The 26,076-nt window shown below is 61.7% G+C and carries 28 protein-coding genes and 1 pseudogene; 9 read left to right on the top strand and 20 right to left on the bottom strand.

Going from position 1 to position 26,076, the window contains the following annotated elements; all coding sequences use genetic code 11:
• Nucleotides 1-221: 221 nt before the first annotated feature.
• On the bottom strand, nt 222-806 hold the full coding sequence (locus P1U55_RS05850; RefSeq protein WP_301046593.1) for a DUF4189 domain-containing protein: 585 nt from the start codon (nt 804-806) through the stop codon (nt 222-224).
• A gap of 90 nt (nt 807-896) precedes the next feature.
• Between P1U55_RS05850 and P1U55_RS05855 the strand changes: the two genes are divergently transcribed.
• Nucleotides 897-1,277, top strand: coding sequence for an META domain-containing protein (locus tag P1U55_RS05855; protein WP_301046594.1), 381 nt, complete (start codon nt 897-899; stop codon nt 1,275-1,277).
• Between the two features lie 12 nt (nt 1,278-1,289).
• Here P1U55_RS05855 and recO read toward each other — a convergent pair whose 3' ends face one another.
• From recO to P1U55_RS05905, 10 genes are all read right to left on the bottom strand, one after another.
• Nucleotides 1,290-2,012, bottom strand: a complete 723-nt coding sequence (gene recO, locus P1U55_RS05860) for a DNA repair protein RecO (protein ID WP_301046595.1) — start codon at nt 2,010-2,012, stop codon at nt 1,290-1,292.
• Nucleotides 2,012-2,338 carry a DUF1491 family protein gene (locus tag P1U55_RS05865; protein WP_301046596.1) on the bottom strand — a complete coding sequence of 109 codons (327 nt, stop codon included), beginning with the start codon at nt 2,336-2,338 and terminating at the stop codon, nt 2,012-2,014. Before P1U55_RS05865 ends, recO begins: the two co-directional genes overlap by 1 nt.
• On the bottom strand, nt 2,335-3,246 hold the full coding sequence (gene era, locus P1U55_RS05870) for a GTPase Era (protein ID WP_301046597.1): 912 nt from the start codon (nt 3,244-3,246) through the stop codon (nt 2,335-2,337). Before era ends, P1U55_RS05865 begins: the two co-directional genes overlap by 4 nt.
• Before the next feature lie 577 nt (nt 3,247-3,823).
• Nucleotides 3,824-4,507 (bottom strand): ribonuclease III, encoded by a 684-nt coding sequence (gene rnc / locus P1U55_RS05875; RefSeq protein WP_301046598.1) that lies wholly within the window; start codon nt 4,505-4,507, stop codon nt 3,824-3,826.
• Nucleotides 4,508-4,771, bottom strand: coding sequence for a hypothetical protein (locus P1U55_RS05880; protein ID WP_301046599.1), 264 nt, complete (start codon nt 4,769-4,771; stop codon nt 4,508-4,510).
• Between the two features lie 57 nt (nt 4,772-4,828).
• Nucleotides 4,829-5,632 (bottom strand): signal peptidase I, encoded by an 804-nt coding sequence (lepB, locus tag P1U55_RS05885; protein WP_301046600.1) that lies wholly within the window; start codon nt 5,630-5,632, stop codon nt 4,829-4,831.
• Nucleotides 5,633-5,847: 215 nt separating this feature from the next.
• Entirely contained in the window at nt 5,848-6,255 is a 408-nt protein-coding gene (acpS, locus tag P1U55_RS05890; protein WP_301046601.1) for a holo-ACP synthase, read from the bottom strand.
• On the bottom strand, nt 6,252-6,707 hold the full coding sequence (locus tag P1U55_RS05895; protein WP_301046602.1) for a hypothetical protein: 456 nt from the start codon (nt 6,705-6,707) through the stop codon (nt 6,252-6,254). The genes acpS and P1U55_RS05895 overlap by 4 nt, the downstream gene beginning before the upstream one ends.
• Nucleotides 6,704-7,141, bottom strand: coding sequence for an ABZJ_00895 family protein (locus P1U55_RS05900; RefSeq protein ID WP_301046603.1), 438 nt, complete (start codon nt 7,139-7,141; stop codon nt 6,704-6,706). Before P1U55_RS05900 ends, P1U55_RS05895 begins: the two co-directional genes overlap by 4 nt.
• Before the next feature lie 139 nt (nt 7,142-7,280).
• Nucleotides 7,281-8,447: an alpha-hydroxy acid oxidase gene (locus P1U55_RS05905; protein WP_301046604.1), complete on the bottom strand. Its 1,167-nt coding sequence runs from the start codon at nt 8,445-8,447 to the stop codon at nt 7,281-7,283.
• A gap of 238 nt (nt 8,448-8,685) precedes the next feature.
• Between P1U55_RS05905 and P1U55_RS05910 the strand changes: the two genes are divergently transcribed.
• The 3 genes from P1U55_RS05910 (at nt 8,686) to P1U55_RS05920 (ending at nt 10,666) form a co-directional block, all read left to right on the top strand.
• Nucleotides 8,686-9,099 (top strand): hypothetical protein, encoded by a 414-nt coding sequence (locus P1U55_RS05910; protein WP_301046605.1) that lies wholly within the window; start codon nt 8,686-8,688, stop codon nt 9,097-9,099.
• A gap of 278 nt (nt 9,100-9,377) precedes the next feature.
• On the top strand, nt 9,378-9,956 hold the full coding sequence (locus tag P1U55_RS05915) for a nitroreductase (protein WP_301046606.1): 579 nt from the start codon (nt 9,378-9,380) through the stop codon (nt 9,954-9,956).
• Nucleotides 9,956-10,666, top strand: a complete 711-nt coding sequence (locus P1U55_RS05920) for an EI24 domain-containing protein (protein WP_301046607.1) — start codon at nt 9,956-9,958, stop codon at nt 10,664-10,666. The genes P1U55_RS05915 and P1U55_RS05920 overlap by 1 nt, the downstream gene beginning before the upstream one ends.
• A gap of 221 nt (nt 10,667-10,887) precedes the next feature.
• Here the strand turns inward: P1U55_RS05920 and P1U55_RS05925 are convergent, their stop codons facing one another.
• Both P1U55_RS05925 and mce read right to left on the bottom strand, forming a co-directional pair.
• Nucleotides 10,888-11,184 (bottom strand): DUF1467 family protein, encoded by a 297-nt coding sequence (locus P1U55_RS05925; protein ID WP_301046608.1) that lies wholly within the window; start codon nt 11,182-11,184, stop codon nt 10,888-10,890.
• A complete protein-coding gene (gene mce, locus P1U55_RS05930; protein WP_301046609.1) occupies nt 11,184-11,588 on the bottom strand; it encodes a methylmalonyl-CoA epimerase in 405 nt (134 codons plus the stop codon). The genes P1U55_RS05925 and mce overlap by 1 nt, the downstream gene beginning before the upstream one ends.
• 157 nt (nt 11,589-11,745) lie before the next feature.
• Here mce and P1U55_RS05935 point away from each other — a divergent pair, with 157 nt between their 5' ends.
• On the top strand, nt 11,746-12,471 hold the full coding sequence (locus P1U55_RS05935) for a response regulator (RefSeq protein WP_301046610.1): 726 nt from the start codon (nt 11,746-11,748) through the stop codon (nt 12,469-12,471).
• Nucleotides 12,472-12,639: 168 nt separating this feature from the next.
• On the opposite strand, the gene P1U55_RS05940 is transcribed toward P1U55_RS05935, so the two are convergent.
• A complete protein-coding gene (locus tag P1U55_RS05940; protein WP_301046611.1) occupies nt 12,640-13,353 on the bottom strand; it encodes a GNAT family protein in 714 nt (237 codons plus the stop codon).
• A gap of 142 nt (nt 13,354-13,495) precedes the next feature.
• On the opposite strand from P1U55_RS05940, the gene P1U55_RS05945 reads away from it, so the two are divergent.
• Entirely contained in the window at nt 13,496-13,684 is a 189-nt protein-coding gene (locus P1U55_RS05945; protein ID WP_301046612.1) for a hypothetical protein, read from the top strand.
• 3 nt (nt 13,685-13,687) lie between these two features.
• Here P1U55_RS05945 and P1U55_RS05950 read toward each other — a convergent pair whose 3' ends face one another.
• Nucleotides 13,688-14,908 carry a DUF1501 domain-containing protein gene (locus P1U55_RS05950; protein WP_301046613.1) on the bottom strand — a complete coding sequence of 407 codons (1,221 nt, stop codon included), beginning with the start codon at nt 14,906-14,908 and terminating at the stop codon, nt 13,688-13,690.
• A 3-nt stretch (nt 14,909-14,911) separates the two neighbouring features.
• Nucleotides 14,912-16,285, bottom strand: coding sequence for a DUF1800 domain-containing protein (locus tag P1U55_RS05955; protein ID WP_301046614.1), 1,374 nt, complete (start codon nt 16,283-16,285; stop codon nt 14,912-14,914).
• 123 nt (nt 16,286-16,408) lie between these two features.
• On the opposite strand from P1U55_RS05955, the gene P1U55_RS05960 reads away from it, so the two are divergent.
• Complete coding sequence (locus P1U55_RS05960; RefSeq protein WP_301046615.1) at nt 16,409-16,885, top strand: hemerythrin domain-containing protein; 477 nt, start codon at nt 16,409-16,411, stop codon at nt 16,883-16,885.
• Between the two features lie 280 nt (nt 16,886-17,165).
• Here P1U55_RS05960 and aspS read toward each other — a convergent pair whose 3' ends face one another.
• Nucleotides 17,166-19,019: an aspartate--tRNA ligase gene (gene aspS / locus P1U55_RS05965; RefSeq protein ID WP_301046616.1), complete on the bottom strand. Its 1,854-nt coding sequence runs from the start codon at nt 19,017-19,019 to the stop codon at nt 17,166-17,168.
• Between the two features lie 224 nt (nt 19,020-19,243).
• On the opposite strand from aspS, the gene P1U55_RS05970 reads away from it, so the two are divergent.
• Nucleotides 19,244-20,476, top strand: a complete 1,233-nt coding sequence (locus P1U55_RS05970) for a cyclopropane-fatty-acyl-phospholipid synthase family protein (RefSeq protein WP_301046617.1) — start codon at nt 19,244-19,246, stop codon at nt 20,474-20,476.
• 30 nt (nt 20,477-20,506) lie between these two features.
• Here the strand turns inward: P1U55_RS05970 and P1U55_RS05975 are convergent, their stop codons facing one another.
• Complete coding sequence (locus tag P1U55_RS05975) at nt 20,507-21,583, bottom strand: phosphatase PAP2 family protein (RefSeq protein ID WP_301046618.1); 1,077 nt, start codon at nt 21,581-21,583, stop codon at nt 20,507-20,509.
• A 200-nt stretch (nt 21,584-21,783) separates the two neighbouring features.
• Here P1U55_RS05975 and carB point away from each other — a divergent pair, with 200 nt between their 5' ends.
• Entirely contained in the window at nt 21,784-25,140 is a 3,357-nt protein-coding gene (carB, locus tag P1U55_RS05980) for a carbamoyl-phosphate synthase large subunit (RefSeq protein ID WP_301046619.1), read from the top strand.
• A gap of 119 nt (nt 25,141-25,259) precedes the next feature.
• On the opposite strand, the gene urtE is transcribed toward carB, so the two are convergent.
• The gene (gene urtE / locus P1U55_RS05985; RefSeq protein ID WP_301046620.1) at nt 25,260-25,955 is read right to left on the bottom strand and encodes an urea ABC transporter ATP-binding subunit UrtE; all 696 of its coding nucleotides are present in this window, start codon (nt 25,953-25,955) and stop codon (nt 25,260-25,262) included.
• Between the two features lies 1 nt (nt 25,956).
• Nucleotides 25,957-26,076 (bottom strand): annotated as a pseudogene (locus P1U55_RS05990) (ABC transporter ATP-binding protein); the annotation flags it as partial.

The following is a 26,076-nucleotide window of genomic DNA, read 5'->3' on the forward strand; positions in this document are numbered from 1 at the left end:
TGCCAGTGTCGAGAGATCAACACGCAGCAGCGCCCTGCTGCACCCCCGTGCAGGCATGCGCGTCTTTCATTCCGATGTGATGATTCCCGGTGCGCGGCTGATCGGCCGGCTGGCGGGAAAACCCTTTTGATCCGGAGCACCTGAACACCATCAAGGCGCATATCCACCGCACATCCGGCTGGGGCGTAATCTGAAGGCGCACACCACCCTACAAGGGCCGCCTAGCTGCCCGACCAGAGCACCTTGCAGCCCGTTTCCCCCTGTTCATCGCCCGCGCGGGCGGCGCAGCGGGCAATCGCGGCGGCTTCGGCATCGGCCTTGCTTGCATGGCTCCACGACGATCCCCAACTGCCCTGCGCATCCCCTGCAACGGCGCGGCCGCCCGAATATTCCCGAATGATCTGCGCCAAAATCCACGCTTGCGTGCGTGACATTTGCGGCGCTTTGCCAGGGAGCGGGGTGTCTGGCGTGATTTCGGCCACGATCTGGCAATGCTCGGTCCAGCAACGGCAGCGGGCAAGTGCGCCCTCCCATGCGGCCTCGGCGGTGCCGTAGCCCGTTGTCCAGCCGTAGTATCCATTGTCGCCAATGGCGAAAGCGCCATGCCAGCCGGGGGTTGCGGCAAAATCCGCGAAGGCGTTTTGCAGGCCGGGGTATTCGGGGTAATCGGCGGCCACATCCTCCTGCGACATGCCCGATAGCGTGGCCTCAGGCACCACCGGGGCGGGCGCATCGCCAGCGGCAAACCCGATCAGGGAGCCTGCAAACAAGGCCACGCCGATCATGGCGGAAGAGTATGTTTTCACACGGTTCCTCATGGGCAAAAAGATGCGCGTCGGGCATGGCGAGAATGCGGCGGGGTGGCGGCAATGCCGGGGAAAGACTAGGTATTGTTCATGGCATGGAAACGGATCACCGCGCTGGCCTTGCTGGCCACCTGCACCGACGAAAGCTTCACCGGCTACGGCACCGGGCGCTACATTTTGCACGAAATCGACGGAACCACCTATGGCGCAAACGCCGTGCTGGAGCTGGGCGAGGACGGGGCAATCTCGGGCGAAGCGCCCTGCAACCTGTTCAGCGGGGCGCTGAAATCCCCCTACCCGTGGTTTGAGGTCGGGCCACTGGCGGTGACCCGGCGCGCCTGCCCTCACTTGGGCGAAGAGCAGGTGTTTTTTGCCAGCCTCGAAGAGATGACGCTGGCCGAAGTGAGTGAAGGCGTGCTGATCCTCAGCAATGAGGCCGGGCGCGAGATGGTGTTTCACCGCGAGCCATAGGCCGCCCTTCTGCTAGCGGATGAGCGCGCGCAGCAGGCGGCTGCGGGCGGCAGGCAGCGGCTTTTCTCCCAGCGAGGCCCGCAACTGGTGTTCCAGGAAATGCCCGGTGGTTTCCAGCCCCTGCACCAGCTCGGCCCGGTCAGCCGTGGGTTCGCCCATTAGGCAGGGCGGCAGGGGCAGCAGCTTGGGCGCCCATGCCCCCGCCCCGGCCACGCTCACCGCACGCCCGGTTCGTGGCGACACATAGGCCAAGTCAGCGGTGGCGCCGGTGGCCGCGCATGTGGTGAGATCAAGGCCAAAGCCCATGTCATCCAGCAGCGCCAGCTCCCAGCGCAGATAGGCCAGCGGCCAGTGGTCAGAGCCTTCCTCGATCAAGTCGAGCACGGTGATGGAGCGGGAATAAAGCCCCGGATAGGTGGCGCGTTCGGGCAGGGAAAAGGCGAGCAGTGCGGTGACAGCCCCCAGCCCGGCAAGCCCCATGCGATCCCCCAAAACACCAGCGGCGCGGGCATGAACCGGCTCTACGGTGAAGGCGCCAAGATGCTCCTCAAGCCTCGCGCGCCATGTAAGATCAAGCTGCGCTCCGGGTTGCAGGATGGGAGACATCTTGCGCCCGGCACCGCCCCGCACAACGCCCGCATGGCGGCCATGGCCGGGGGTAAACACCTCGATGATCGCCGCGCTCTCGCCATGGGGGCGCACGGTGAGCAACAGGCCCTCCTCGCGCCACTCCATCACCCAAGCCCCGGCTCATCGAGCAGGTGGCGCCCGTCACGGTCTTCAACCTCGATCAGCCAAAGATCGGGGTCAAAGGCGCGTTGTTCGCGCAGCACCGCATCCACCTCGCGCTCCGCGCCCGTGGCCAGCACATCCCAGGGCCGCGTGCCATCCATCGCGGTGATGCGCTGGTAGGCCGCGGCGCTGCCATCAAGCGGGTTTTGCTTTACAAGGATCGTGCCCGCCGTCGCATCGCCCTTGGCGACCACATAGGCCGGGATATTCGCCAGTTGGAGCCGGGTCAGATAGGCCTGCACCCAGAAGTCGCTGGTGAGCCGTGTCACCCGTTGCCGTCCTTGAAATCAAGGCCCATCTCCGAATAGCGCTCAGCCTCTTCCAGCCAGTTGGGCCGCACCTTGACCTGCAAGAACAGGTGAACCCGGTGGCCAAGGAACTCTTCCAGCTCCTCACGCGCCGCCTTCGACACGGCCTTGATCGTTTCGCCCTTATGGCCCAGCAAAATGCCCTTGTGACCATCACGGGCGACGTAGATCACCTGATCAATCTTGGCCGAGCCATCCTTGCGGTTTTCCCAGGCCTCGGTTTCCACGGTGAGCTGATAGGGCAATTCCTGGTGCAACCGCAGGGTCAGCTTTTCGCGGGTCATCTCGGCGGCGATCATGCGCATTGGCAGGTCGGCGATTTGATCCTCGGGGTAAAGATAAGGGCCTTCGGGCAGGCTTTGGGCGAGCCATGTGCGCAGGTGGTCAACCCCGTGGCCCTTCTCGGCAGAGATCATGAAGGTCTCGGCAAAGGGATAGGCATCATTCAGCTCTTTTGTGAGCGCCAACAGCACCTTAGCCTCGACCCGGTCGATCTTGTTGATCGCCAGCGCCACGATCTGCCCCTCGGTCTGGCGCTCGTGCAGGGTGTCGACAATCGCCTTCACGCCCGCCGTCACGCCGCGATGGGCCTCGACCAGCAGCACCACCACATCGGCATCTGCCGCGCCGCCCCAGGCCGCAGCCACCATAGCCCGATCAAGCCGCCGACGCGGGCGAAACAGGCCCGGCGTGTCCACAAAAACGATCTGGCTCTCGCCCTCCATCGCCACCCCCCGGATACGGGCGCGGGTGGTTTGCACCTTATGCGTCACGATCGAAACCTTGGCCCCCACCATCCGGTTGAGCAGGGTCGACTTGCCCGCATTGGGCTCTCCGATCAGGGCAACGAAACCGGCGCGTGTGGTCATGTGAGGCAAACTTTCAGTTGGTGTCGCAGGCGAGTTTAGCCTTGGCGGGAAGGCGCTTCCATAGGGTTATGCAGGGCCAAGCACAAGCAGGCAGTGCACTTGCGGCCTTGCTGCGCACCGCACCCTGCCTTCCTTGCCCCGACTGGAAGCCGCCACATAAGAGGTTCTCTGGCCTCGACGCCGGATATGAGAACAGCCGCGCTCACCCTCTCGGATCGCGCCCCATCCTTGCCTCGATTGGCATATGAACCTTCGTGGTGGGCGAAACAGAGTCGTCATCGCGGTCCATGCCAAGGCCTACTGTGCGAGGCAAAGCGCCCCCCAAGACGGTCGTGCGCCTGCCCGTGGGGTGGCGCAGCAACGAGCGTTCGGAAGCCCTTTATGGTTGCAAGGTCATCTTCCGGCCCTTCGGAGCGCCAACGGATAGCAAGCGCCAGCCCGCGGGGACGGGCAGGCGCTCGACCGGCGCCTTTGGCTTGATTCCTGTCGGGGGACGCGGATCAGCAGGGAGAAAGGGCTAAAACCAGCCATTTGCCGCGCCGCGCTGGGCCACCGGGCATGGCGCGGCGTTGCGCGTTCAGCGTTTCACCAATTGCTTGAGCAAGGTGGCGGCGGCCTGCTGCTCGGCCTGGCGCTTTGACCCTGCCAAGGCTTCGGCCTCTTTGCCGTTTTGCAGCACGGCCGCGATGCGGAATTTCGGAGCGTGGTCTGGCCCGTCGCGGCCACGCTCCTGGTAGGAAGGCGGCTCCATGCCACGCGCCTGTGCCCATTCCTGCAAGGCGCTCTTGGGGTCACTCGCATCGGCCTCAACAGTCTTAATCCGGTCGCCCCAAAGGCGGCGCACCATGTCGCGCGCCGCATCAAAGCCCGCATCGGTGTAAACGGCGGCAATCACCGCTTCCATCGCGTCGCCCAGCAACGCCTCCTTGCGCCGCCCCCCGGTGAGCATTTCGGAACGGCCAAGCTTGAGCACGGTGCCAAGGCCAATTTCGCGGGCAACCTGCGCACAGGCCTCCTTGCGCACCAGCGCGTTGAAACGCGGCGCAAGCTGGCCAACGGTGGCCTGCGCATCGGCCTCAAGCAAGGCTTCAGACATCACGAGGCCAAGCACCCTGTCACCAAGGAACTCAAGGCGCTGGTAATCCTCCTTGCCGGAGGTCGAGAAGGAGCCGTGCGTGAGGGCGCGGATCAGCAACTCGGGGCGGGTAAACTCATGCCCCAGCCGCTTGGCAAATCCCTGCATGTCGCTGGAAAGCTTCATTCAAACGCTGTCCCCGTATCTGCCATTTCGCCATGTGACCGGAGTATAAAGCCAGCGGCCTGCGAAGGAAAAGAGCGCCCGCTCAGCGCGGCCCCGGATCGTGCGCAGCGGGATGAAACCACCCATGCTGTTGCGGGAGAGGGCATGGCTGTCTGCAAATGTCAGTCTGTGGCGCTGCGAGGCGGCATCCCGCCCCGGCAAGACTGCCGTCCCCAAAAGGCGAAGCGCCTGCGCAAGCACCGCCAAAAGGCTTGGCCAGATCATCACCGCGCAAATACATACCCCCAGGACTCCGCACAGGACCACGCGCCGCACCATGGGTTAATTGACAGCCTTGAAGAAGCGGTCACCCCGCCATGTCCAGAAGTAAAACAGCGAACGCCCCGCCGAAGAAAAGATCACCCGGTCCACCCGGCCAATCAGCGCCTCTTCGGGCACAAATCCCACGCCGCCAAGGTCCTGGCTCACCCGGCTGTCGGTGGAGTTGTCGCGGTTGTCGCCCATAAAGAAATAGTGGCCCTCGGGCACCGTATACACCTTGGTTTCATCCTGGCGACGGTTGGGCGCATAACCGACGTTCAGCGTGTCATAGGACCGGCCATTGAGATCGGTTTCGATCATCCGCTGCTTCTCGCACACCTCGCCCAGCGCGGCCCCGTTAGAGCACAGCGGCGTGGTGCCCTGGCTGCCCTGTGGCGCGCGGGTTTCCACAAAAACCCCGGCAGGCTCTTGCGGGTAAGGCGTGTCATTCACGATGAGCTGGCCGTTTTTCACCTGAACCCGATCCCCCGGCAGGCCGATGAGGCGCTTGACGTAGTCCGAGTTGCTCACCGGGTGGCGAAACACCACAACATCGCCGCGCACCGGGGCAGAATCCAGAATGCGGCCGGTGATGGGGCACAGCGAAAACGGGCAGGAATGCCTAGAATAGCCATAGGCCATCTTGTTGACGAAAAGAAAATCCCCGATCAGCAGCGTGTCTTTCATCGACCCGGTGGGAATCCAGAACGGCTGAAAGAACAGCGTGCGGAATATCCCGGCGATGATCAGCGCCCAGCACACGGTTTTCACCGTTTCCATGATACTGTCGCCAGCCTTTTCGGTGGCCTTCTTGTCATTTGCCATGTGGGGCTGCCTCTGCTCTGCCGTGTTTAGGGCTACATGGCTGTGGCCGTGGTGAAGAGTCAAGCCACGCTGGTGTGTGTTGAGCGGTTGGTAACCGCACCCCGCATGGGGAGGCTCGCGAGGTGAAAGTGCCCAGGCTTGCGCACTTCCTCCCTAGTGATCCTGTAAAACGTCAAAAACCCCGCCGCTCTGGAAGGTCCCCCCTAAGCGCTCCTCTAAGCGTCCGGCACAGGGCGCGCCTCGATCAGCACAAAGGCCTGCGCCCAGGGGTGATCGTCCGTCAGGGTTACATGGATCATCGCCTCATGGCCCGGTGGCGTCATCTTGGCAAGGCGCTCGGCGGCCCAGCCCGTCACCTCCATCACCGGCTGGCCGGTATGCAGGTTGCTCACCGCCATGTCCTTCCAGGCAATCCCCATGCGCAGCCCGGTGCCCAGCGCCTTCGAGCAAGCCTCCTTGGCCGCCCAGCGCTTGGCATAGGTGCCGGGCGTATCGGCGCGGCGCTCGGCCTTGGCCTGCTCAACAGCGGTGAAAACGCGGTTGCGAAACCGGTCGCCAAAGCGCTCCAGGGTGCCCGAGATGCGCTCGATATTGGCCAGATCGGTGCCGATACCCAGGATCATTCGCGGCCCAGCTTCTGAGACACGGTGATCTCTCCAGTCGATTGGTTCAACACCACGGTCAGCAAGGTCGAATTCGCAAAAGTCTTTTCCGGCAAGTAAATCATCCCCGGCAGGCTAAAGATCAATCCGCGCTCCGGATCATACCCCGCCTCAAGCTGCGCAAACATCAGCCCGGCCCAGCCCTCCCCACCCTCGCGGGAGATCACGCGGCACTGGCGCTCCCCGGTCTCGCCAAGCGGCGGCGACAGGATCAACAGGTGAAACGAGCCATTCGCCGGCTCTATGGTATCCAGCAGCGCAAGCCGCACCGTGCCATTGGCAAAGGTGCGGGTGTTCTCCTCCCACGGCTCGGCAATCGCGGCAGCAGCAGCACGCCAATCACACCCCCCCACCTCCTGCGCCAGCGCCGCGCCCGAGGCGAAGCAAAACGCCAAGGCAGCCAGCGCCTTCATTTTTTCAGAACCCGCACATCGGTGGTTTTCAGCGTGTTGCGCTGGCCAAACCACAAAAAGATGCGGTTGGTGAAAAACACCATCACCAACAGGAACAGGAAGATCCCGCCAAGAAGCCCAAAGCCAATCGCATTAAACAAGTCGGCAAATCCGGGGATCATCGAAAGGCCAAAGAGGATGACCATGTTGATCGCCGCCACAACCGCCGTCATCGCCACCGCCGAGCGCCACATCGCGCCGGAGGGCATCATCACGCCGCTGCGCTTGGCCATGGCCTGCCCTTCCATCAAAGCCGCCATCATCGGCGGCAATACGGTGTTAAGCCCTGACGGGATGCCAACGCTGGTAAACCGCGCCAGCAGCCAGCCCACAACGATCAAGGCCACAAGCACCGCAACATAAACACCGCCATAACGAAACAGATTGACGTGCATCCAGCGCACTCCCTTTTGGCCAAGCTTATGCGGCGCAGCCTTACGGGAAAACCCCAAGGCTCTCAATGCTCCATAAATATCCCCGCCGGAGGCTCTTGTCTCTTTCAGGCCATCGCCGGCGCCTGCCCGCCCAAAGCGCTCAATCCTGCCAGCGGCCTTCAAAATCTTCGGGCACCAGCAGCATGTCACGGCCAAACTGGCCGGGGTTTTGCTTGCCGCAAAGCGCCATCGAAATATCCATCTCCTTCTGCAAAACCTCAAGCGCGCAGGTCACGCCCGCTTCCCCCATCGCGCCAAGGCCATAAATGTAAGACCGCCCAATCATCGTGCCCTTCGCCCCCAGCGCCAGCGCCTTCAGCATATCCTGCCCCGAGCGGATGCCGCTATCGAGCCACACCTCGGTCTTGCCGCCCACGCGCTCAATGATCTCCGGCAGCTTCCGAATAGAGGACAGCGCGCCGTCAAGCTGCCGCCCCCCGTGGTTGGACACAACAATCGCATCCGCACCAAGCTTGGCCGCCTCTTCGGCATCGTCACCGTCCAGAATGCCCTTCAGGATCACCTTGCCGCCCCATTTGTCCATCAGCCGCTTCACCTTGTCCCAGTCCAGCGACTGGTCAAAATTGGCCGCGGTCCAGTCATGCAGGCTGCGGGTGTTGGCAACGCCCTTGGCATGGCCCACGATATTGCCAAACGTGCGGCGCTGCGTTTGCAGCATCGCCAACCCCCAGCGCCAATTGGTCGCGAGATCGGCAAGCACCGGCAGCGTCAGCTTGGGCGGGGTGGTGAGGCCGTTCTTCAGATCCTTGTGGCGCTGCCCGAGGATCTGCAAATCCAGCGTAATCCCCAGCGCCTCGCACTCTGCCGCCTTGGCGCGGCGCACAAGGTTGTCGGTAAAATCCGTGTCCTTCTGGGTGTAGAGCTGAAACCAGAACGGCTTGCTCACATTTTCCGCCACATCCTCGATCGAACAGACAGACATGGTCGAAAGCGTAAACGGCACGCCAAACTTTTCCGCCGCCCGCGCCGCCAGAATCTCCCCATCCGCGTGCTGCATTCCGCAAATGCCAACAGGCGCCAACGCCGTCGGCAGGCTCACCTCGCGCCCAATCATCTCAGACGCCGTCGAGCGCCCCGACATATCAACCGCCACGCGCTGGCGCAGCCGGATCTTGTCAAAATCCGAGGTGTTCTCGCGGAAAGTCTGCTCGGTCCAACTGCCGCTCTCGCAATAGTCGTAAAACATCTTCGGCGCCCGGCGCTTATAAATGCGCTTGAGGTCGTCGATATTGGTGATCACTGTCATGGCAAGACTCTCCCGGATGCGGTCAGGTTTCCTTACCAATTCTGCCCGCAGGCGGCAACGGCCTTGCTGCCCGCAACCCGCCCCCGGCCCCCGCACCACAGAGAGCTCGCCTTCGCCGTAGAACGGACGTTCCAGCACTCAGCGGCTGTCAGCAGCGTTGAGCCCATAATTACCTGATGCTGCGCGGCAGAAGGAAATAACGCTTAGTCAACATCCTCGAACTTGTTAGAAGACTTGAATGATCTTGCGGATCGCCTTCCTCTTTCTAGTCGCTTTGATGTGTGCCATCGGCTTCACATACGGTTCATACTCCAGAGGAGCCGCAGCCTTCACACCTGATGGACCATTTTATTGCGACGGTCTCCAAAGCGGGGGCGGGGATGATACTGCTGTGGTTGGTTTTGCCTTTATGTTGTTTGGCTTACCGCTGCTTGTCCGACTCTTCCGATTCTTCAAATCTGTATCGCCATTTGAGGTGGGCGTTTACTGTGTCGCTGCCTTGGCCGCGGTCATATTTCTTTTTCTTGCTTCTCTGGACTGCGCACAGATATTCTATACCGCCTTTAGTATCCCGGATCCATTTCTTGCCGTGGCACTTGTGAGCTTGCCAGCCAGCTTCGTCCTACTCGTTCGAATACGAAAGATATCCTGATCCCAAGGTCCGTTTCGCCCCGCAGAGCGGTCTACCACGACCCCGGTTTTGAAGGTCCGGTTGCGCTGCGCCGATAGGTTCACTTTCACCCAAGGCACGTCTGCCCCGCGATCCCGTCAATGAGGGCCGTTTTCCCCTGTCTCACCCCCGGCAACGAGCGCCCCCTTCCGTCGTCCATCACCTCCGTCGCAGGCCGGATTGCCGCCATTCATTGCGCCCCGCCCATTGAACCTCCCCCCAAAACACCCGACATAGGGTGCAAACTCCGTGGAGGCCCCATGCCCGATCCAAATCCCGCTGCGCTCGATTTCCTGCTCACCCGCCGTTCGCGGCCTGCAAAAACCCTCACGACACCGGTGCCAACCCGCGCCGAGCTGGGGCCAATCCTGCAAGCCGCCGCCCGCTCGCCCGATCATGGCAAGCTGGAGCCTTGGCGCTTCATCGTGCTGGAAAAACCCGCGCTAGAGCGGCTGGCCGCATTGGCAGGCCAGCGCGGCGAGGCGTTGGAGATTGAGCCGGAAAAGGTGGCGAAAATGCAGACACAGCTTGTGCAGCCGGGGCTTGCGGTGGCGGTCGTGTCCTCGCCGGTGCAGTCCGAAAAGGTGCCAATGGTCGAGCAGCTTTACTCGGCGGGCGCTGTGTGCCTTTCAATGCTCAACGCGGCACTGGCCACTGGTTGGGGGGCAAACTGGCTCTCTGGCTGGGCCAGCCACGACCGCGATTTCCTGTCGCAGGGCCTTGGCCTCGCGCTGCACGAAAGCCTCGCCGGGTTCATCCATATCGGCACCGAAACCACCGCCCCGCCAGAACGCCCAAGACCTGACATCAGCAAAATCACCATGTGGGTCGAGTCCTGATGTTAGACGATATTTCCAAAGCCATCGGGCAAATGCTGGACCGGCGGTTCATCCGCGTTCTGGCCATGGGTCTTGGACTTACGGTTGCGCTTCTGGTGGGGGTCTACATCGTCTTCGCGGTGCTGATCGGCTGGGTCGTCCCCGATGATTTCTCGCTCTTCGGCTGGCAAATGACATGGCTCGACAACGCCCTCACATGGGCGGCGATTCCGCTGGTGCTGGTGATGTCGATCTTCCTGATGGTGCCCGTCGCCTCGGCCTTCACCGGGCTGTTCCTCGATGACGTGGCCCAGGCGGTAGAAGACCGCCACTATCCCGCGCTTCCAGACGTGCCGCGCACCTCCTTCCTGGAGGGGATCACCGATGCGCTTGGCTTCTTCGGGGTGCTGGTGTTGGTCAACATCCTGCTGCTGATCGTCTACTTCTTTTCGGGGCCGCTGGCGCCGCTGGTGTTCTGGGCGGCCAACGGCTTTTTGCTCGGGCGGGAGTATTACCAGATGGTTGCCATGCGCCACCTCGGGCGACAGGGGGCAAATGCCTCGCGCAAGAAGAACATGATGGCGATCTGGGGGGCTGGCACGCTCATGGCCATCCCGCTGACAGTCCCGGTGATGAACCTCTTTATCCCCATCCTAGGCGTGGCCACCTTCACCCACCTGTTCCACCGCAAGGAGCCGCAGCTTCGGGCATCGCACGGTGGGGTTTCTTAACCACGGGTACAAAAACCCCATGCAGCCGGGTTGTGCATCAGATGTGCATCACTTGTGGCTGTGATCTTTTCGCGATTAACGGCAAAAATCGTGCAAGTGTTAAGGCGCCGCACGGCAAACCCCGCCCGCCAAGCGCGCCGGTATCCGCCTGTTTTTAAACAGATTTTCCGGAATGTCGGCGCGTTAACCCGCAGGTAACCGCGCGCCGCTATTCTGCCCGCTCACTCGGTTGCCGACGCCTCTGGGCCTTTCGGTCCAAACCGCTCCAACATATCAATGTCAGAAAGGCTGATCACCCCTGAGATAATCGTCACGCAGATCAACCCGGCCAACGGCAAGGCCACCAGCGTCACCAGCTTCAGCTTGCGCTTCAGGTTGAAGTTGGCAGGCGCACCGGCATGGGTACCCGGCACAACCTCGCCCCGGTCCCCTTGGGTTTCAAGCCGGATCGGCAGCATAATGAAGAGCACCATGAACCACGTGATAGTGATCACCACGAGGATGGCGGTGATGCTCATCAGACCTGCTCCAGCTCAACCAGGCAGCCGTTGAAGTCCTTCGGGTGCAAAAACAGCACCGGCTTGCCATGCGCCCCGATCTTCGGCTCACCACTGCCCAAAACCCGCGCGCCTTCGGCCTTCAGCTTGTCACGGGCGGCAAGGATATCATCCACCTCGTAGCAGATATGATGGATGCCACCTGCGGGGTTCTTCTCAAGAAATCCATTGATAGGTGAGGCTTCGCCCAGCGGATAAAGAAGCTCTATCTTGGTGTTGGGCAGCTCGATGAAAACCACCGTCACCCCATGGTCAGGCTCATCCTGCGGCGCCCCCACATTGGCCCCCAGCGTATCCCGGTATTGCGCGGCGGCGGCCTCAAGGTCAGGCACCGCAATGGCCACATGGTTCAACCGTCCGATCATCTTTTATCCCCTCACTGGCTGTTGCGTTTGGCTTATGCCGCCCGCGGCCCAGCGAAGCAAGCCGCGCTGTCGTCGCAGCATCATTCCTGCTTCTTGTTTACCTGTTGTTCATCTTCCTGAGGTTGATTGAAAGAATGCAACCGTGAGGGACACCCCAATGGCCGACGACCCCAACCAGTTTACCATACTGACCCAACAGCCCACCCGCGATCGCCCGCTGCTCGGCTCAACCGTGCTGGTGGTCGAAGACAGCCGTTTTGCCTCAGAGGCCGTACGCCTTTTGTGCTTGCGGTCAGGCGCACGCATCCGCCGGGCCGATACGCTGGCCTCGGCGCACCGCCACTTGCAGGTCTACCGCCCCACGGCGGTGATTATTGACCTTGGCCTGCCAGATGGCTCCGGCCTCGAGCTGATCCATGAGTTGGCCACCAGCGATACCCGTGTGCCGGTCCTGCTGGGCACCTCGGGCGACCCGATCCTTGAAGACCGCGCGATAGAGGCCGGGGCCGATGGCTTTCTCGAAAAGCCCATCACCAGCCTCGCCACCTTCCAGCAGGCCATCATCAGCCGCTTGTCCGATGCTCGCCCTACCCCGGCCCTTCGCCTTCTCAGCGCCGACACCATTGCCCCCGATCCCTTGGCGCTACGCGATGACCTTGCCCATGTGGCCGATGTCATCAGCGCCAGCACGGATGAGCCGGATGTGCTTGATTACGTTGCACAATTCCTTGGTTCCATCGCCCACTGCGCCGCCGATGCCCCGCTGGTCCAAGCGGCCGCCGGCCTTGCCTCGGCCCGCGCCGATGGCCGGCTTGGCCGCGGCGAAGCCGCCACCATCTCCAGGCTGCTCGCCTCACGATTAGACCAAGCCGTCGCCATCTGAGCAAAGCAGCAAAACAAGGGCACCCTCCGCCCCATTTTCTTGCTGAACATATCCATAACAGAGCGCGCGTCCCCTTCCCGCCATCTGGAAAGAGGGCCTGGCACCCGCCACAAGAACCAAACGAACAAAGAAAATGCTTCGAAGGCGCGCGATTAAACAACAGCCGCGTTAAAGCGCCGGGTCAGACCCGGCTCGCACCAGCCCGGTGAGGTCGCTCAGGCGCTCCTTCTGGCGCCCTTCGGCGTCAAAATTCTCGGGGCGCAACCACGCGGTAAAAGCCTCGCACAGCGCAGGCCACTCGCTGTCAATCGCCGCAAACCAGGCCGTATCGCGGTTGCGGCCCTTGGTCACGCGAGCCTGCCGAAACACCCCCTCAAAGCTCAGTCCAAGGCGCTGTGCGGCGCGGCGGGATGCCATGTTGAGAGCATTGCACTTCCACTCAAAACGGCGATACCCGGCCTCAAAAGCCCAGCCGATCAACAGGCAAAAAGCTTCGGTCGCCTCCCGGCGGCGCTGTAGTTCCGGCGATAGCGCGATGTGGCCCAGCTCAACCGATCCGGCTTCCGGGTTGATCCGAAGCAAAGCGCAAGTGCCACCAACCTTGCCTGTCAGCTTGGAGCGGATGGCAAAATGCAATGGATCAAGGCTGCTCTCGTTCTCGCGCACCCAGCGGTGATACTGCGTTGCAGAGTGAAACGGGCCATTGAGCATGTAGTCCCACAGCGCATCATGCCCGTCATAAGCGTGAAATAGCTCTGCCGCATGCGCATCCGCCGATAGCCGCTCAATCGCGGCCCAATCCCCAGCCAACCCAGCAAAATCCGGGCGAGGCGGCGGGGTCCAGCCCGGCACTTCAAACCCTAGTCGCGCTGCATCACTCATATCGCCCTCACCCTTACCTTCCTCGCTTGTATCGCTCGGGATTTTTCATTGGAACCCGCAAAAAGGCTCCGTCATGGCACGATCTTGCCCCATTTTTTCACCAGACTGATCCTAGGCGAAAGATGCGAACCTGGAGCATGATGTGACGGATGGCGTAAAACGATATCAGGGCACCAAAGATGGCACCACAGCCCTGGAGTGGGCGGTGCTGGCCGTTGGTGTCTTGTCACTGGTCTTTGCGGTGGGTGCGACCATCGAAAACGGCACCCAATCAGCCGCCGCAGACGTGGACGATCGCATCGCCAGTATCGATTCGGTCAACGGGGCCTAGCCGCTAAAGCACAAACCGGGGCGCTCCGCCAAAATCGAGCCCCGGAAAAATGCTGCCGCCAAGCGTCGTCTCGTCCACTCCAAAAAGCCCCTGCATGGCCCGCGCCGCATAGGCGCGAACGTCTTCCGTGGGCATCAGATCACGCCGATCATAAAGGTCTGCCTCCGCCAAGCCAGGCCATCGGCCCAGCACTTGCCCGCCTTTCAAAGCACCGCCCGCGAAGATCATCAAACCGCCGGTGCCATGATCGGTGCCGCGCGTGCCATTTTCACCGGCGGTGCGGCCAAACTCTGTCATCACGACAACGCCGGTTTTCTGCCAGATCGGACCAAGGCCGGTGCGCAGCAGCAAGAGCACCTCGGCCAAGGCGCCGAGCGCACGGGGTAGCTGGTTTTGCTGGTTGCCATGGGTATCCCAACCGTTGAGCGAAAACGCAGCGATGCGGGAGTCTTCGCGCAGCCGGTCAACGGCGAAGTCTGCCATTTGCACATGCGCCTGGTTGGCGTTCAGCCCCTCCATCATCGCTTCCATCGCCATATCGCCCGCGTCATCTGGCGCGGCCTCGGCGGCATCAATTGCTGCCGTCAGATCAAGGGCTTCCAGCACTGCGGCCTTGTAGCGGGGATCTTCATCATAGACCATTTCCAGCAGGCGGCGGGCCTGTGGTGACAGATCAAGCCGGGTGCCGGGCGACCAGTTGGAAACCGGAGCCGCGCCACTGAGCAGCAGCATGTCGTCGCGCCCGATGGCAAAGGCGGTATCGGCCTCAACCCCCGGGACCGTTTGAAGCATCCGGTTGAGCCAACCGTCCCGCACCGCGCCAACACCCACATCAAAACCAGTGCCGGCCTCCAGCAGATCCTGGCCATCAAAGTGGCTCCGTTTGTCGCGATACGGGGTTGAGGTTGCGTGGGCAAAGCCAAGCTCACCACGGTCCCACATGGGCATTAGCGTTGCCAGCGCCGGGTGCAGCGCCCAAAATCCCCCCGTCCCGCCAAGCGGCAAAGAGCCTGTGTTAAGCGTCGGGCGCAGGGCGTTGTAATGCGGATCGCCGATGGGACGCAGCACATCAAGCCCATCCATCGCGCCGCGCAGGATGATCGTGACGAACCGCGTGTCCCAAGGGGCAGAGGCGAAGGCCATGGGCGCGATCACCGGCGAGGCCGCCGCCGAGCAGCCCAAAGCCGAGAGGAAACTTCGGCGTGTCAACAAGAGCTTACCCATCGCTTACCTCTTCTGAAAATCGGGTGATGCAAGAACGAGAGCCACGCCCTCCTCCACGCTTTCTGCCGCTTTGGCGGCAAAGCGGATGCGCTCACCCGCCTGCCCGCCCAAGGCCTGCTCAACCAAAGTGCGAGGGTCCGGTCGGGTGATTTGCTTCAGCCTGCCAAGCTCCATGGCCCAGTTGATGCGCACGGCAAGCCCCTGTGGCGTAAGCCAGTGGGATGCCTCCTCGGGCCAGCCATCAGGACCATTCGGTTGCTCCCACGGTTGGCCCATCAACCGCCAGGGCCGGGTGAAAGCCCAGCCAATAGCCCGGCCATCAAGGGCAATGATATCACCGCCGGAAAGGCCGAGCGCCCGCAGCGCGGAGGTGGTAAAACCAAACGGTTGCTTGACCTTTTGCAACGGCACCCAGCCCTCGGGGTGCTCCAAAAGGGCCGTGTAAAGCGCCATGAGATCGCCGCCGGTATCGAGGAACCGGGCGGTGAGATGGCGCACCAAGGCCTCGGGCGGCTCATCTGCCACGAAGTGCACCACCAGTTTGCGGGCGATATGGGCGGCGGTATCAGGGTGGTGGGCGATGTCTTCGAGGGCTGCCATGATGTCGGCGAGCCGGGGCTTTTCGGCGCCATAGATCTTGCCCAGAACCTCCTCGGCCCCCGGCTCCCCACGCCGTTGCAGGAAGGTAAACCCTTTGTGCGGATTGGCCCATAGCCCGGCAAACAGCTCGGCCAATTGGCGCACGTCATCCTGATCATAACTGCCGCCAACGCCAAGACTGTGCAGCTCAAGCACCTCGCGGGCGAGGTTTTCATTCAGCCCGGCGGAGCGGCCCTTGGCCCGGCGATTGGCGGCAAATTGTGACCCCGGCCCAACCGAGCTGACCTGATCGAGATAGACCAGCATCATCGGGTGGGTGACGACGGCTTTCAGCATATCGGCAAAGCGAGCGGTCACATTCGGGCGGATCGCGTCTTCAACATAGGCGGCGGGCGCGAGGCGGAGCGGGCCCTTGCCGACCACCGTGAAGTGATCGGCCCAAAACCGGGTGAGCCGCTCGCGCAGGCCATCTGGCGACTCGATGGCGCGCGCAACCGAGGCGGCCAGCATTTCACTGTGAACAACGCGGCTTTCCTTGCGCGCGGCTTTGAGGCGGGCTTCGGCGGTAGGGTCCCCCTCTTTCTTGGCTTTTTGCAGGGCCTGAATGCGGGCCACCTGCGGCGCGAACTTCATAATCGTGGGGATCGGGTAGGTGCGCGCCATGGTATCCGGGCCGGAGAGCGCCGCCACCATGGCTGCCGCGCTTTCGGGTGCGGCAAGGCGGGGTGAGAGGCCGTAGCCAAAGCGGATGGCGGCGATTTCAGGATCAAAGCTCATGGGGTGAATGTAGGGCCTCAACCGGGGCATTGGTAGGGTGGGCCGGGTGCTGCGCCAAATGTCGCGCGGGGAACCGCACCCGCCGTGGCGGCGTTATCCTCCAAACTCACAGGAGTATTTGACATGAGCACCATCTATGACGCCATCAAGGCTGACCATGACCACCACCGCAATTTACTGGAGACCATCGAAGATACCTCGGGCGCCTCCGACACCCGCAAGGAAGCGTGGCGCGAATTTTACCGGGACGTGAAGGCCCATGCCGCCGCCGAGGAAGAAACATTCTACTCCAAGCTCATCTCACAGACCTGGGGGCAGGACCATGCGCGCCATTCTGTGCATGAACACCAGCAGATTGATGATCTGTTGGAGGAATTGAATGACACCGACATGTCATCGTCCGGGTGGTTGCAAAAGTTCAAGACGCTGCGGCACGATTACGAGCATCACATTGATGAGGAAGAGGAAGAGGTGTTCTCCCGCGCCCGTGACATCATCCCCGAGTCTGAGATCAAGGGCTATGGTGAGCGGTTTGAGACTCGCAAAAAGGAAGAGGTCAAACTGATCGCGGAAAAGAAGGAAGATAGCCTCGAGGAGTGAGCCTTTGCGCCCGGTTCCAGCGCGGCGCGCTGTGCGCGCGCGGGAGATTCTGGGGTCGCAAGGCCATGAGGACGACGGGCTGCGCGATTACCCCACGGTTGAAGGCGCTGGAGGCATTCGCCAAGCCGGGCACTGGTGTTCTGCCGCTCATCGAAAGGCCAGCGCAGGCGTTGGAAATGCCTAATAAACACGCCGCCTTGGGCATGGCGATTATCTGAAAACGGGCAACGAAAGGCGTTGCCCGTTAATGAACGTCACGATCAAGGGTTAAGGCCGGGCCTTAGCTTTCTTCCTTCACCACCCGCAGGTGCAATTCGCGCAGTTGCGCGTTGTCGGGGTCTGAAGGGGCGTTCATCATCAGGTCTTCGGCGCGTTGGTTCATCGGGAACATGATGACCTCGCGGATGTTGGCCTCGTCAGCCAGCAGCATCACGATACGGTCGATCCCCGCCGCACAACCGCCGTGGGGAGGCGCGCCGAATTTGAAGGCAGAGACCATGCCGCCGAAGCGTTTGTTGACCTCGTCTTCACCGTAGCCTGCCAGCTCAAACGCCTTGAACATGATCTCGGGCTGGTGGTTTCGGATCGCGCCCGACACCAGCTCATAGCCGTTGCAGGCAAGGTCATACTGGTAGCCACGCACCGCGAGCGGATCGCCTTCCAGCGCCGCCATGCCGCCTTGGGGCATCGAGAAGGGGTTGTGGTCAAAATCAAGCTCGCCGGTCTCGTCGTCGCGCTGGTAGATCGGGAAATCAACGATCCACGCGAAGGCGAAACGGTCTTGCTCGGTCAGGCCAAGCTCATCGCCGATCACCACGCGGGCTTTGCCGGCCACGCCTTCAAAGGCCTTGGGCTTGCCACCCAGGAAGAAGGCCGCATCGCCCACGCCAAGGCCAAGCTGGGTGCGGATCGCCTCGGTGCGCTCCGGGCCGATGTTTTTGGCGAGCGGGCCTGCGGCTTCCATGCCACCCTTAACCTCGCCCGACTTCAATTTGGCCTGCGCTTCCTTGACGGTGATGCCAAGCTCCTGAGCCACGGCATCGGCGGTTTTTTCGCGCCAGAAGATATAGCCCATCCCCGGCAGGCCCTCTTTTTGGGCAAAAGCGTTCATCCGGTCGCAGAACTTGCGCGAGCCGCCAGTAGGGGCGGGGATGGCGCGCACTTCGGTGCCGTCCTGCTCCAGCAGCTTGGCGAAGATGGCAAAGCCGGAACCGCGGAAGTGCTCGGAGCAGTCCTGCATCTTGATCGGGTTGCGCAGGTCGGGCTTGTCGGTGCCATACCATTTGGCGGCGTCGGCATAGCTGATCTGCGGCCACACGTCATCAACCTTGCGGCCCTTGCCGAACTCTTCGAATATGCCAGCAAGCACCGGTTGGATGGTGTCAAACACGTCCTGCTGCTCGACGAAGCTCATCTCAAGGTCAAGCTGGTAAAAATCGGTTGGCGAGCGGTCGGCGCGGGGGTCTTCATCGCGAAAACAGGGCGCGATCTGGAAATACTTGTCATAGCCCGAGACCATGATGAGCTGTTTGAACTGCTGCGGCGCTTGCGGCAGCGCGTAAAACTTGCCGGGATGCAGGCGTGAGGGCACCAGAAAGTCGCGTGCGCCTTCGGGCGATGAGGCGGTGATGATCGGGGTCTGATATTCGCGAAATCCCTTGTCCCACATGCGTTGGCGCATCGAGGCCACCACATCGGAGCGCAGCTTCATGTTGTCTTGCATCGCCTCGCGGCGCAGATCGAGGTAGCGATACTTGAGACGGGTTTCCTCGGGGTATTCCTGATCGCCAAACACCATCAGCGGCAGTTCTTCGGCGGCGCCCAGCACTTCCATGTCGCGGATATAAACCTCAACCTCGCCCGTGGGCAGCTTGGGGTTGATGAGATCAGTATCACGGGCCTTTACGGTGCCGTCGATGCGCACACACCACTCGGAGCGCAGCTTTTCAACCTCGGCGAAGACCGGGCTGTCACCGTCACAAAGCACCTGGGTGATGCCGTAATGGTCGCGCAGGTCGATGAACAACACGCCCCCGTGGTCGCGGATGCGGTGAACCCAGCCGGAAAGGCGGACGGTCTGGCCAACGTCGGCCAGGGCCAGATCGGCGCAGGTATGGCTGCGATAGGCATGCATCGTCTCGGACCTCTCGAACGGCGGAAATTGTCGCGCCGGATAGAACGTTTCGTCGGGCGGAAGTCAAGGGTGGGCGGCCCGCAGAGACGCCGTGCTGGGCTTCATTGCGAGGGCGCCGGGAGGGGCTATTGCGATAACACCTTTCGCAAATGGATAATCTTTGCGAATATACCCTCCGAAATTCCATGCGAAACGCAAAGGGCAAACCAGCTACGAGGCACGGCATGTGGAAAAAAATCTTCGACGGCTTACTCACCCGGTTGATCGTCACCGGCCGGATCGAGGTCACATTCCCTGACGGCACCCGAAAGACCTATGGCAAGGGCGGCGCGTTGCGCGGTTCCATGCAGGTTTTGAACGACCGGGCGCTGCGGCGGATCTGTCTCAAACCCGAGCTGGGATTTGCCGAAGGCTACATGGACCGCGCCATCACCTTCGACGGAAGCACCTTGGAAGACGCCATGCGCCTGGCCATGCGCAACCTGGCGAAGAGCGGCAAGATGCCGCTTTGGGTGCGCATGGCCGAGCGGGCGAAGTTCTGGGTCCGCGCGATCAAGCAGCACAACACGCCGCTGCGCTCGCGCTTCAACGTGGCGCATCATTACGATATCTCGGACGATCTCTACCGGCTGTTCCTGGACCGGGACATGCAATACAGCTGCGCCTATTTCCCCGATCCGGGCACCGGCCTCGACGAGGCGCAGGCGGCCAAGAAGGCGCATATCGCGGCCAAGCTCAGGATCGAGCCGGGCATGCGGGTGCTGGATATCGGTTGCGGCTGGGGCGGCATGGCGCTGACGCTGGCGCGCGACCACGGGGCTCATGTGACCGGGGTGACACTTTCCAAAAACCAGCTGAACACAGCGCGGGCCCGGGCCGCGGCGGCGGGGTTGGAGGACCAGACCGCGTTTCGCATGATCGATTACCGGGAATTGGACGAAACCTTCGACCGGATCGTTTCTGTGGGCATGCTGGAACACGTCGGGGTGCCTTATTACGGTGAGTATTTCGCCAAGGTCTCGGATCTGCTTGCACCCGACGGGGTGGCGCTGATCCATACGATCGGGCGCTGCGGTCCGCCCGCGATCCAGTCGGATTTCCTCAACAAGTACATCTTCCCCGGCGGGTATGTGCCCTCGATGTCGGAGCTGGCCCTGCCGATCGAGAAGGCCGGGCTTTGGCATCTGGATATCGAGATTTTGCGCCTGCACTACGCGCGCACGTTGCGCCACTGGCTGGAGCGGTTCGAAGGCCATCTGGACAAGGTGCGGGCGATGTATGACGAGCGGTTCATCCGCATGTGGCGGTTCTATCTCGTGTGCTGCATCCTGTCCTTCGAGGAGTTCAACCAGGCGGTGTTCCAGTTCCAGCTCGGCCATACCCGCGATGCCGCGCCGCTGACGCGCGATTATCTCTACCGCGCGTCAGCGCCGGCCTGGCAATACGCCGCCAAGTAGCACATGCGCCTCCGGTGCGCCGGAGGCCGCCTAGCCTTGCCGTGTGAGCCAGGCATAAATCCCGCAGATCACCAGGATCGAGGCATAGCCATCCACCGCGAAGTGCCAGCCGAGATAGACCGAGAGCACCAGAAAGACCCCAATAATCGCCATGCCAGCGAGGGCCGATCCATGCCGCAGCACGCGCCGTGCCCCGGCGAGGCGCATGGTTTTTGCGCCATCATGACCGATCCTGGCTATATACAGCCCGAGGACCGTGGCCATGCCAACATGCACGGACGGAAAGGCGGATATCCCGGAGCCAACCACGTTGCTCGCGTCCATGTAGGAAGCCCAGAGGTGGTGTTTGACGGCGATGAGCCCCTGCGCATCCGGCCGCTCCAGCATTTCAAGGGCGCTCATATGTGACCCTACAAGACCGCCCGGCAGGAGATCCTGAAAGATTGGGCCGGTGGACATGAAGGCAAGCGCAATGATGTTGCCGAGAAGGATCCAGGCGCACGCCCAGAGGATTATGAACTGCCGCCGCCGTGCGGCGTTGCCATCAAAGATTATCAATAGCATCGGCAGGTAGGTCGCCGGGAAGACCCAGAGGTTCATGTAGAGACCTGAAAGCGACTTCAGGTTCAGGCCAGACAACCAGCCGAGCAACTCATGCGGGGTATGGCCAAAGTGAAGGACCTCGTCCATCCGGGTGAACATGGGATCGGCCCAGAACGGAACGAGGCCCGGCAAGCTGTTCTTGATATTGCCAAAAACCATGACAAAGAGTGTGCAATAGACGATCGCCGCCACTCCTTGCAGCTTTTGCTCCCATATCCGCTGGCGAAGACCCGGCACGATTACCACGGGCAGCGCGGCGAGCGCATAAATCCACCAGGGGAACATTTTGGTAGCGAGTTGCAAGAACAGCATGAAGGAGCCACCGATACCCAAGAGCATGTCCAACGGATTGTCGCCCGTGGCCGCAAGGAACAACCCGCCGATCAAGAAATACCCAAGGCAGATCACCGCAATAGGGTTTGCGCCCATGGCCGCATGCAGTTGATCGCCCCAAATGGGTTGTATCCGGCGCGCCTCTTCCCGGTATATCGTTTGGTCCGACATGATTTGCCGCTGCCTCCAAAGTCCTGTGCCCGAGTGGAATCTCACCACAAAGTGGCCTGCTTAAGGCATGAACACGGAGTTTCCCGGGCTTACCACACTGGCCGTCATCGACGCTGTCATCCGCAACGCCGTCCGAAGCCCCTTGCCCTCGCCAACGCCTTCCCTATAACCCACGACAATTTGCACGCTCGGGGGTCGCCATGCCAAAAAGAACCGATATCCAATCCATCATGATCATCGGAGCCGGTCCGATTGTCATCGGGCAGGCCTGCGAGTTTGACTATTCCGGCGCACAGGCCTGCAAGGCGCTGCGGGAAGAAGGCTACCGGGTTATCCTGGTAAACTCGAATCCAGCCACCATCATGACCGATCCGGGCCTCGCCGACGCGACCTATATCGAGCCGATCACCCCCGAGGTTGTGGCCAGGATCATCGAGAAGGAACGACCCGACGCGCTGCTGCCCACGATGGGCGGACAAACCGGCCTTAACACCTCGCTCGCGCTCGAAGAGATGGGCGTTCTGGAGCAATACGGCGTTGAAATGATTGGCGCAAAGCGCGAAGCCATCGAAATGGCAGAGGATCGCGCGCTGTTTCGTGAGGCAATGGACCGGATCGGGCTGGAGAACCCCAAGGCCACCATTATAACCGCCCCCAAGCGTGACAACGGCAAGGCCGATCTGGAGGCCGGGGTACAGATGGCGCTTGCGGAGCTGGATGAGATCGGCCTGCCCGCCATCATCCGCCCGGCCTTCACCCTTGGCGGCACCGGCGGGGGCGTGGCTTACAACCGCGAAGACTATATCCACTACTGCCGCACCGGCATGGACGCCTCGCCGGTCAACCAGATCCTTGTGGATGAGTCGCTGCTGGGCTGGAAAGAGTACGAAATGGAGGTGGTGCGCGACACTGCCGACAATGCGATCATTATTTGCTCCATCGAAAATATTGATCCGATGGGCGTGCATACGGGTGACAGCATCACCGTGGCCCCGGCCCTGACGCTGACGGACAAGGAATACCAGATCATGCGCAACGGCTCGATTGCCGTGCTGCGCGAGATCGGCGTTGAGACTGGCGGCTCCAATGTGCAGTGGGCGGTGAACCCCGCCGATGGCCGCATGGTGGTGATCGAGATGAACCCGCGCGTCAGCCGCTCGTCGGCGCTGGCCTCCAAGGCGACCGGCTTCCCGATTGCCAAGATCGCCGCAAAGCTGGCCGTGGGCTACACGCTGGATGAGCTCGACAACGATATCACCAAGGTCACGCCCGCCAGCTTTGAACCGACGATCGACTATGTTGTCACCAAGATCCCGCGCTTTGCCTTCGAAAAGTTCCCCGGTGCCAAGCCAATACTCACCACCGCGATGAAATCGGTTGGCGAGGCGATGGCGATTGGCCGGACGATCCACGAGAGCCTGCAAAAAGCACTGGCCAGCATGGAAACCGGGCTGACCGGTTTTGACGAGGTGGATATCCCCGGCATGCCCGCCCAAGAGGCGACTCGCAGCATTGAAGACGAAAACGGCAATCGCTACCTGATCGGCACCACCGAGGCCGCCCAGACCGCGATTGACAAGACCCTGACGCGCGCACTTTCGGAGCAAACGCCAGACCGGCTAAGGGTGATCGCCCACGCCATGCGTTTTGGCTTTTCGGACGACGAAATTCAGGAGATCACCAGCTTTGATCCCTGGTTCCTGGCACGCATCCGCGAGATCATTGACGCTGAAACCGCTTTGAGGCGCGATGGCTTGCCGATGGATGAAGCCGGGTTGCGGGCAATCAAGATGATGGGCTTCACCGACGCCCGCCTTGCCCACCTGACGGGCCGCGACGAGGCCAATGTGCGCCGCGCGCGCCTCAACCTTGGCGTTGTGGCCAGCTTCAAGCGGATTGATACCTGCGCTGCCGAGTTCGAGGCGCAAACGCCATATATGTATTCCACCTATGAGCACCCGGCGATGGGTGAGGTGGAATGCGAGGCACGGCCCTCGGAGGCGAAAAAGGTGGTGATCCTTGGGGGTGGGCCCAACCGGATTGGCCAGGGGATCGAGTTTGACTATTGCTGCTGTCACGCCTGTTTTGCGCTGACCGAGCAGGGCTATGAAACGATCATGGTCAACTGCAACCCGGAGACCGTAAGCACCGATTACGACACCTCCGACAGGCTGTATTTTGAGCCGCTCACCTTTGAGCATGTGATGGAAATCCTGCGCGTAGAGCTGGAGGCCGGAACCCTGCATGGTGTGATCGTGCAGTTTGGCGGGCAGACGCCGCTGAAACTGGCCAACGCGCTGGAGGCCGAGGGCATCCCGATCCTTGGCACCACCCCGGATGCCATTGACCTGGCCGAAGATCGCGAGCGTTTCCAGCAACTTGTGGAGCGGTTGGGGCTGAAACAGCCGCACAACGGCATTGCATCTTCCGATAGCCAAGCGGTGAAGATCGCCTCAGAAATTGGCTTCCCGCTGGTGATCCGCCCCTCCTATGTGCTGGGTGGCCGGGCGATGGAGATCGTGCGGGATATGCCGCAACTTGAGCGTTACATCTCGCAAGCGGTGGTGGTGTCGGGTGATAGCCCGGTGCTGCTGGACAGCTACCTTTCGGGCGCCGTCGAGGTAGACGTTGACGCGCTTTCAGACGGTGAAAAGGTGCATGTGGCGGGCATCATGCAGCACATCGAAGAGGCGGGTGTGCATTCGGGCGATAGCGCCTGCTCACTGCCGCCCTACTCGCTCTCCCCTGTGATCATTTCCGAGCTGCGCCGCCAGACCGAAGCGCTGGCGCTGGCGCTGAACGTTGTGGGACTGATGAACGTGCAGTTTGCGGTGAAGGGCGGAGAGATTTACCTGATTGAGGTGAATCCGCGGGCCTCGCGCACCGTGCCCTTTGTGGCCAAGGCGGTGCTCTCGCCCATTGCCTCTATCGCGGCGCGCCTGATGGCCGGTGAAAAGCTGGATGCCTTCGATCTGGTCGACCCTGAGATTGATACCTTTGCGGTGAAAGAGGCGGTGCTGCCCTTTGCCCGCTTCCCCGGCGTTGATACGCTGCTTGGGCCAGAAATGCGCTCGACTGGTGAGGTTATGGGGTCTGACGCGAACTTCCACCGCGCCTTCTTGAAGGCGCAGCTTGGTGCCGGCACGGTGCTGCCGAAGGGCGGCGAGGGCAAGGTTTTCCTGTCGATCAAGCCGGAGGACAAGACCGAGCAACTGCTCGAAGCGGCGCGCGCGCTGGTGGAGCTTGGCTTTCCGCTGATCGCGACCAATGGCACCGCGAAGTTCTTGGCCGAACATGGGATCGAGAGCGAAGTGGTGAACAAGGTTTACGAAGGTCGCCCCAACATTGTGGATGTGATGAAAAACGGCGAGGTTTGCCTTGTGATGAACTCGACCGAGGGCACGCAGGCGGTTGAAGACAGCCGCTCGATGCGGGCCGTGGCGCTCTCGGACCGAATCCCCTATTTCACCACCTTGGCCGCCTCACACGCTGCCGCCCTGGCGATGAAGGCCCGCGAAGAAGGCGATATCGGCGTGCGTTCGCTTCAAGAAGCCTGAGCATCGCCTGAAGGGGCGCCTGCGACGCGAAAGACTTTTTGTGCCTCCGGCGGGGATATTTAGAGAGCATTGAGAGACAGGTGCTTCTAAGGTGCCCGATTGCCTTGGTGGCCAGTTTGCTAGACCGACACTTCGGCCATGAGCGTCATTTTCTCGATCTCGCCACGGGTGCCTGAGGCGGTGACTTCACCGCGACGGAGCACCACGAAACGGTCGGCGAGGTTGTAGGCGAACTCAAAATACTGCTCGACGAGGATGATCGCCATGTCGCCATTATCGCGCAGGTATTCGATCACGCGGCCGATTTGCTGGATGATATTGGGCTGGATGCCCTCGGTCGGTTCATCGAGCAGGAGCAGCTTGGGTTTGGTCATCATGGCGCGGGCGATGGCCAGTTGCTGCTGTTGGCCGCCTGACAGATCGCCACCGCGCCGGGAGATGAAATCCTTGAGGATCGGGAATAGTTCAAACACCTCATCGGGGATCACATGCTCTGATTTGGGTAGGCAGGCATAGGCCGTTTCGAGGTTTTCCTTCACTGTGAGGAGCGGGAAAATATCGCGGCCTTGCGGCACATAGGCCAGCCCCATTTGGGCCATTTGATGCGCGGGAAGCTTGCCGATTTCGGCACCATCGAACGTGACCGTACCGCCCGAGCGCGGGTGGGTGCCCGAGATTGCTTTCATCAAGGAGGTTTTGCCTACGCCGTTGGTGCCCATCACGCAGGTCACCTCGCCGAGGTGTGCTTCCATCGAGATGCCATTGAGGATTTGGCTGTGGCCATAGTGCAGGGTGAGACCTTCGAGTTTTAGCATTTCAGCGCCCAAGATACACCTCGATCACATCAGGGTTTGCGGTCACATGGTCGAGCGAGCCTTCGGCCAGCACCGAGCCTTCGTGGAGCACCGTGACTTTGCAGTCGAGCCGGCGGACGAA

Source organism: Vannielia sp. (assembly GCF_029212645.1).
In the GTDB taxonomy this organism is placed as follows: domain Bacteria; phylum Pseudomonadota; class Alphaproteobacteria; order Rhodobacterales; family Rhodobacteraceae; genus Vannielia.

Excerpts from the sequence above, each read along its gene's own strand:
- P1U55_RS05855 (WP_301046594.1), top strand. The coding sequence starts at position 897 with ATGGCATGGAAACGGATCACCGCGCTGGCCTTGCTGGCCACCTGCACC.
- recO (WP_301046595.1), bottom strand. The coding sequence starts at position 2,012 with ATGGAGTGGCGCGAGGAGGGCCTGTTGCTCACCGTGCGCCCCCATGGC.
- era (WP_301046597.1), bottom strand. The coding sequence starts at position 3,246 with ATGACCACACGCGCCGGTTTCGTTGCCCTGATCGGAGAGCCCAATGCG.
- rnc (WP_301046598.1), bottom strand. The coding sequence starts at position 4,507 with ATGAAGCTTTCCAGCGACATGCAGGGATTTGCCAAGCGGCTGGGGCAT.
- P1U55_RS05880 (WP_301046599.1), bottom strand. The coding sequence starts at position 4,771 with ATGATCTGGCCAAGCCTTTTGGCGGTGCTTGCGCAGGCGCTTCGCCTT.
- lepB (WP_301046600.1), bottom strand. The coding sequence starts at position 5,632 with ATGGCAAATGACAAGAAGGCCACCGAAAAGGCTGGCGACAGTATCATG.
- acpS (WP_301046601.1), bottom strand. The coding sequence starts at position 6,255 with ATGATCCTGGGTATCGGCACCGATCTGGCCAATATCGAGCGCATCTCG.
- P1U55_RS05895 (WP_301046602.1), bottom strand. The coding sequence starts at position 6,707 with ATGAAGGCGCTGGCTGCCTTGGCGTTTTGCTTCGCCTCGGGCGCGGCG.
- P1U55_RS05900 (WP_301046603.1), bottom strand. The coding sequence starts at position 7,141 with ATGCACGTCAATCTGTTTCGTTATGGCGGTGTTTATGTTGCGGTGCTT.
- P1U55_RS05905 (WP_301046604.1), bottom strand. The coding sequence starts at position 8,447 with ATGACAGTGATCACCAATATCGACGACCTCAAGCGCATTTATAAGCGC.
- P1U55_RS05910 (WP_301046605.1), top strand. The coding sequence starts at position 8,686 with ATGATCTTGCGGATCGCCTTCCTCTTTCTAGTCGCTTTGATGTGTGCC.
- P1U55_RS05915 (WP_301046606.1), top strand. The coding sequence starts at position 9,378 with ATGCCCGATCCAAATCCCGCTGCGCTCGATTTCCTGCTCACCCGCCGT.
- P1U55_RS05920 (WP_301046607.1), top strand. The coding sequence starts at position 9,956 with ATGTTAGACGATATTTCCAAAGCCATCGGGCAAATGCTGGACCGGCGG.
- P1U55_RS05925 (WP_301046608.1), bottom strand. The coding sequence starts at position 11,184 with ATGAGCATCACCGCCATCCTCGTGGTGATCACTATCACGTGGTTCATG.
- mce (WP_301046609.1), bottom strand. The coding sequence starts at position 11,588 with ATGATCGGACGGTTGAACCATGTGGCCATTGCGGTGCCTGACCTTGAG.
- P1U55_RS05935 (WP_301046610.1), top strand. The coding sequence starts at position 11,746 with ATGGCCGACGACCCCAACCAGTTTACCATACTGACCCAACAGCCCACC.
- P1U55_RS05940 (WP_301046611.1), bottom strand. The coding sequence starts at position 13,353 with ATGAGTGATGCAGCGCGACTAGGGTTTGAAGTGCCGGGCTGGACCCCG.
- P1U55_RS05950 (WP_301046613.1), bottom strand. The coding sequence starts at position 14,908 with ATGGGTAAGCTCTTGTTGACACGCCGAAGTTTCCTCTCGGCTTTGGGC.
- P1U55_RS05955 (WP_301046614.1), bottom strand. The coding sequence starts at position 16,285 with ATGAGCTTTGATCCTGAAATCGCCGCCATCCGCTTTGGCTACGGCCTC.
- P1U55_RS05960 (WP_301046615.1), top strand. The coding sequence starts at position 16,409 with ATGAGCACCATCTATGACGCCATCAAGGCTGACCATGACCACCACCGC.
- aspS (WP_301046616.1), bottom strand. The coding sequence starts at position 19,019 with ATGCATGCCTATCGCAGCCATACCTGCGCCGATCTGGCCCTGGCCGAC.
- P1U55_RS05970 (WP_301046617.1), top strand. The coding sequence starts at position 19,244 with ATGTGGAAAAAAATCTTCGACGGCTTACTCACCCGGTTGATCGTCACC.
- P1U55_RS05975 (WP_301046618.1), bottom strand. The coding sequence starts at position 21,583 with ATGTCGGACCAAACGATATACCGGGAAGAGGCGCGCCGGATACAACCC.
- carB (WP_301046619.1), top strand. The coding sequence starts at position 21,784 with ATGCCAAAAAGAACCGATATCCAATCCATCATGATCATCGGAGCCGGT.
- urtE (WP_301046620.1), bottom strand. The coding sequence starts at position 25,955 with ATGCTAAAACTCGAAGGTCTCACCCTGCACTATGGCCACAGCCAAATC.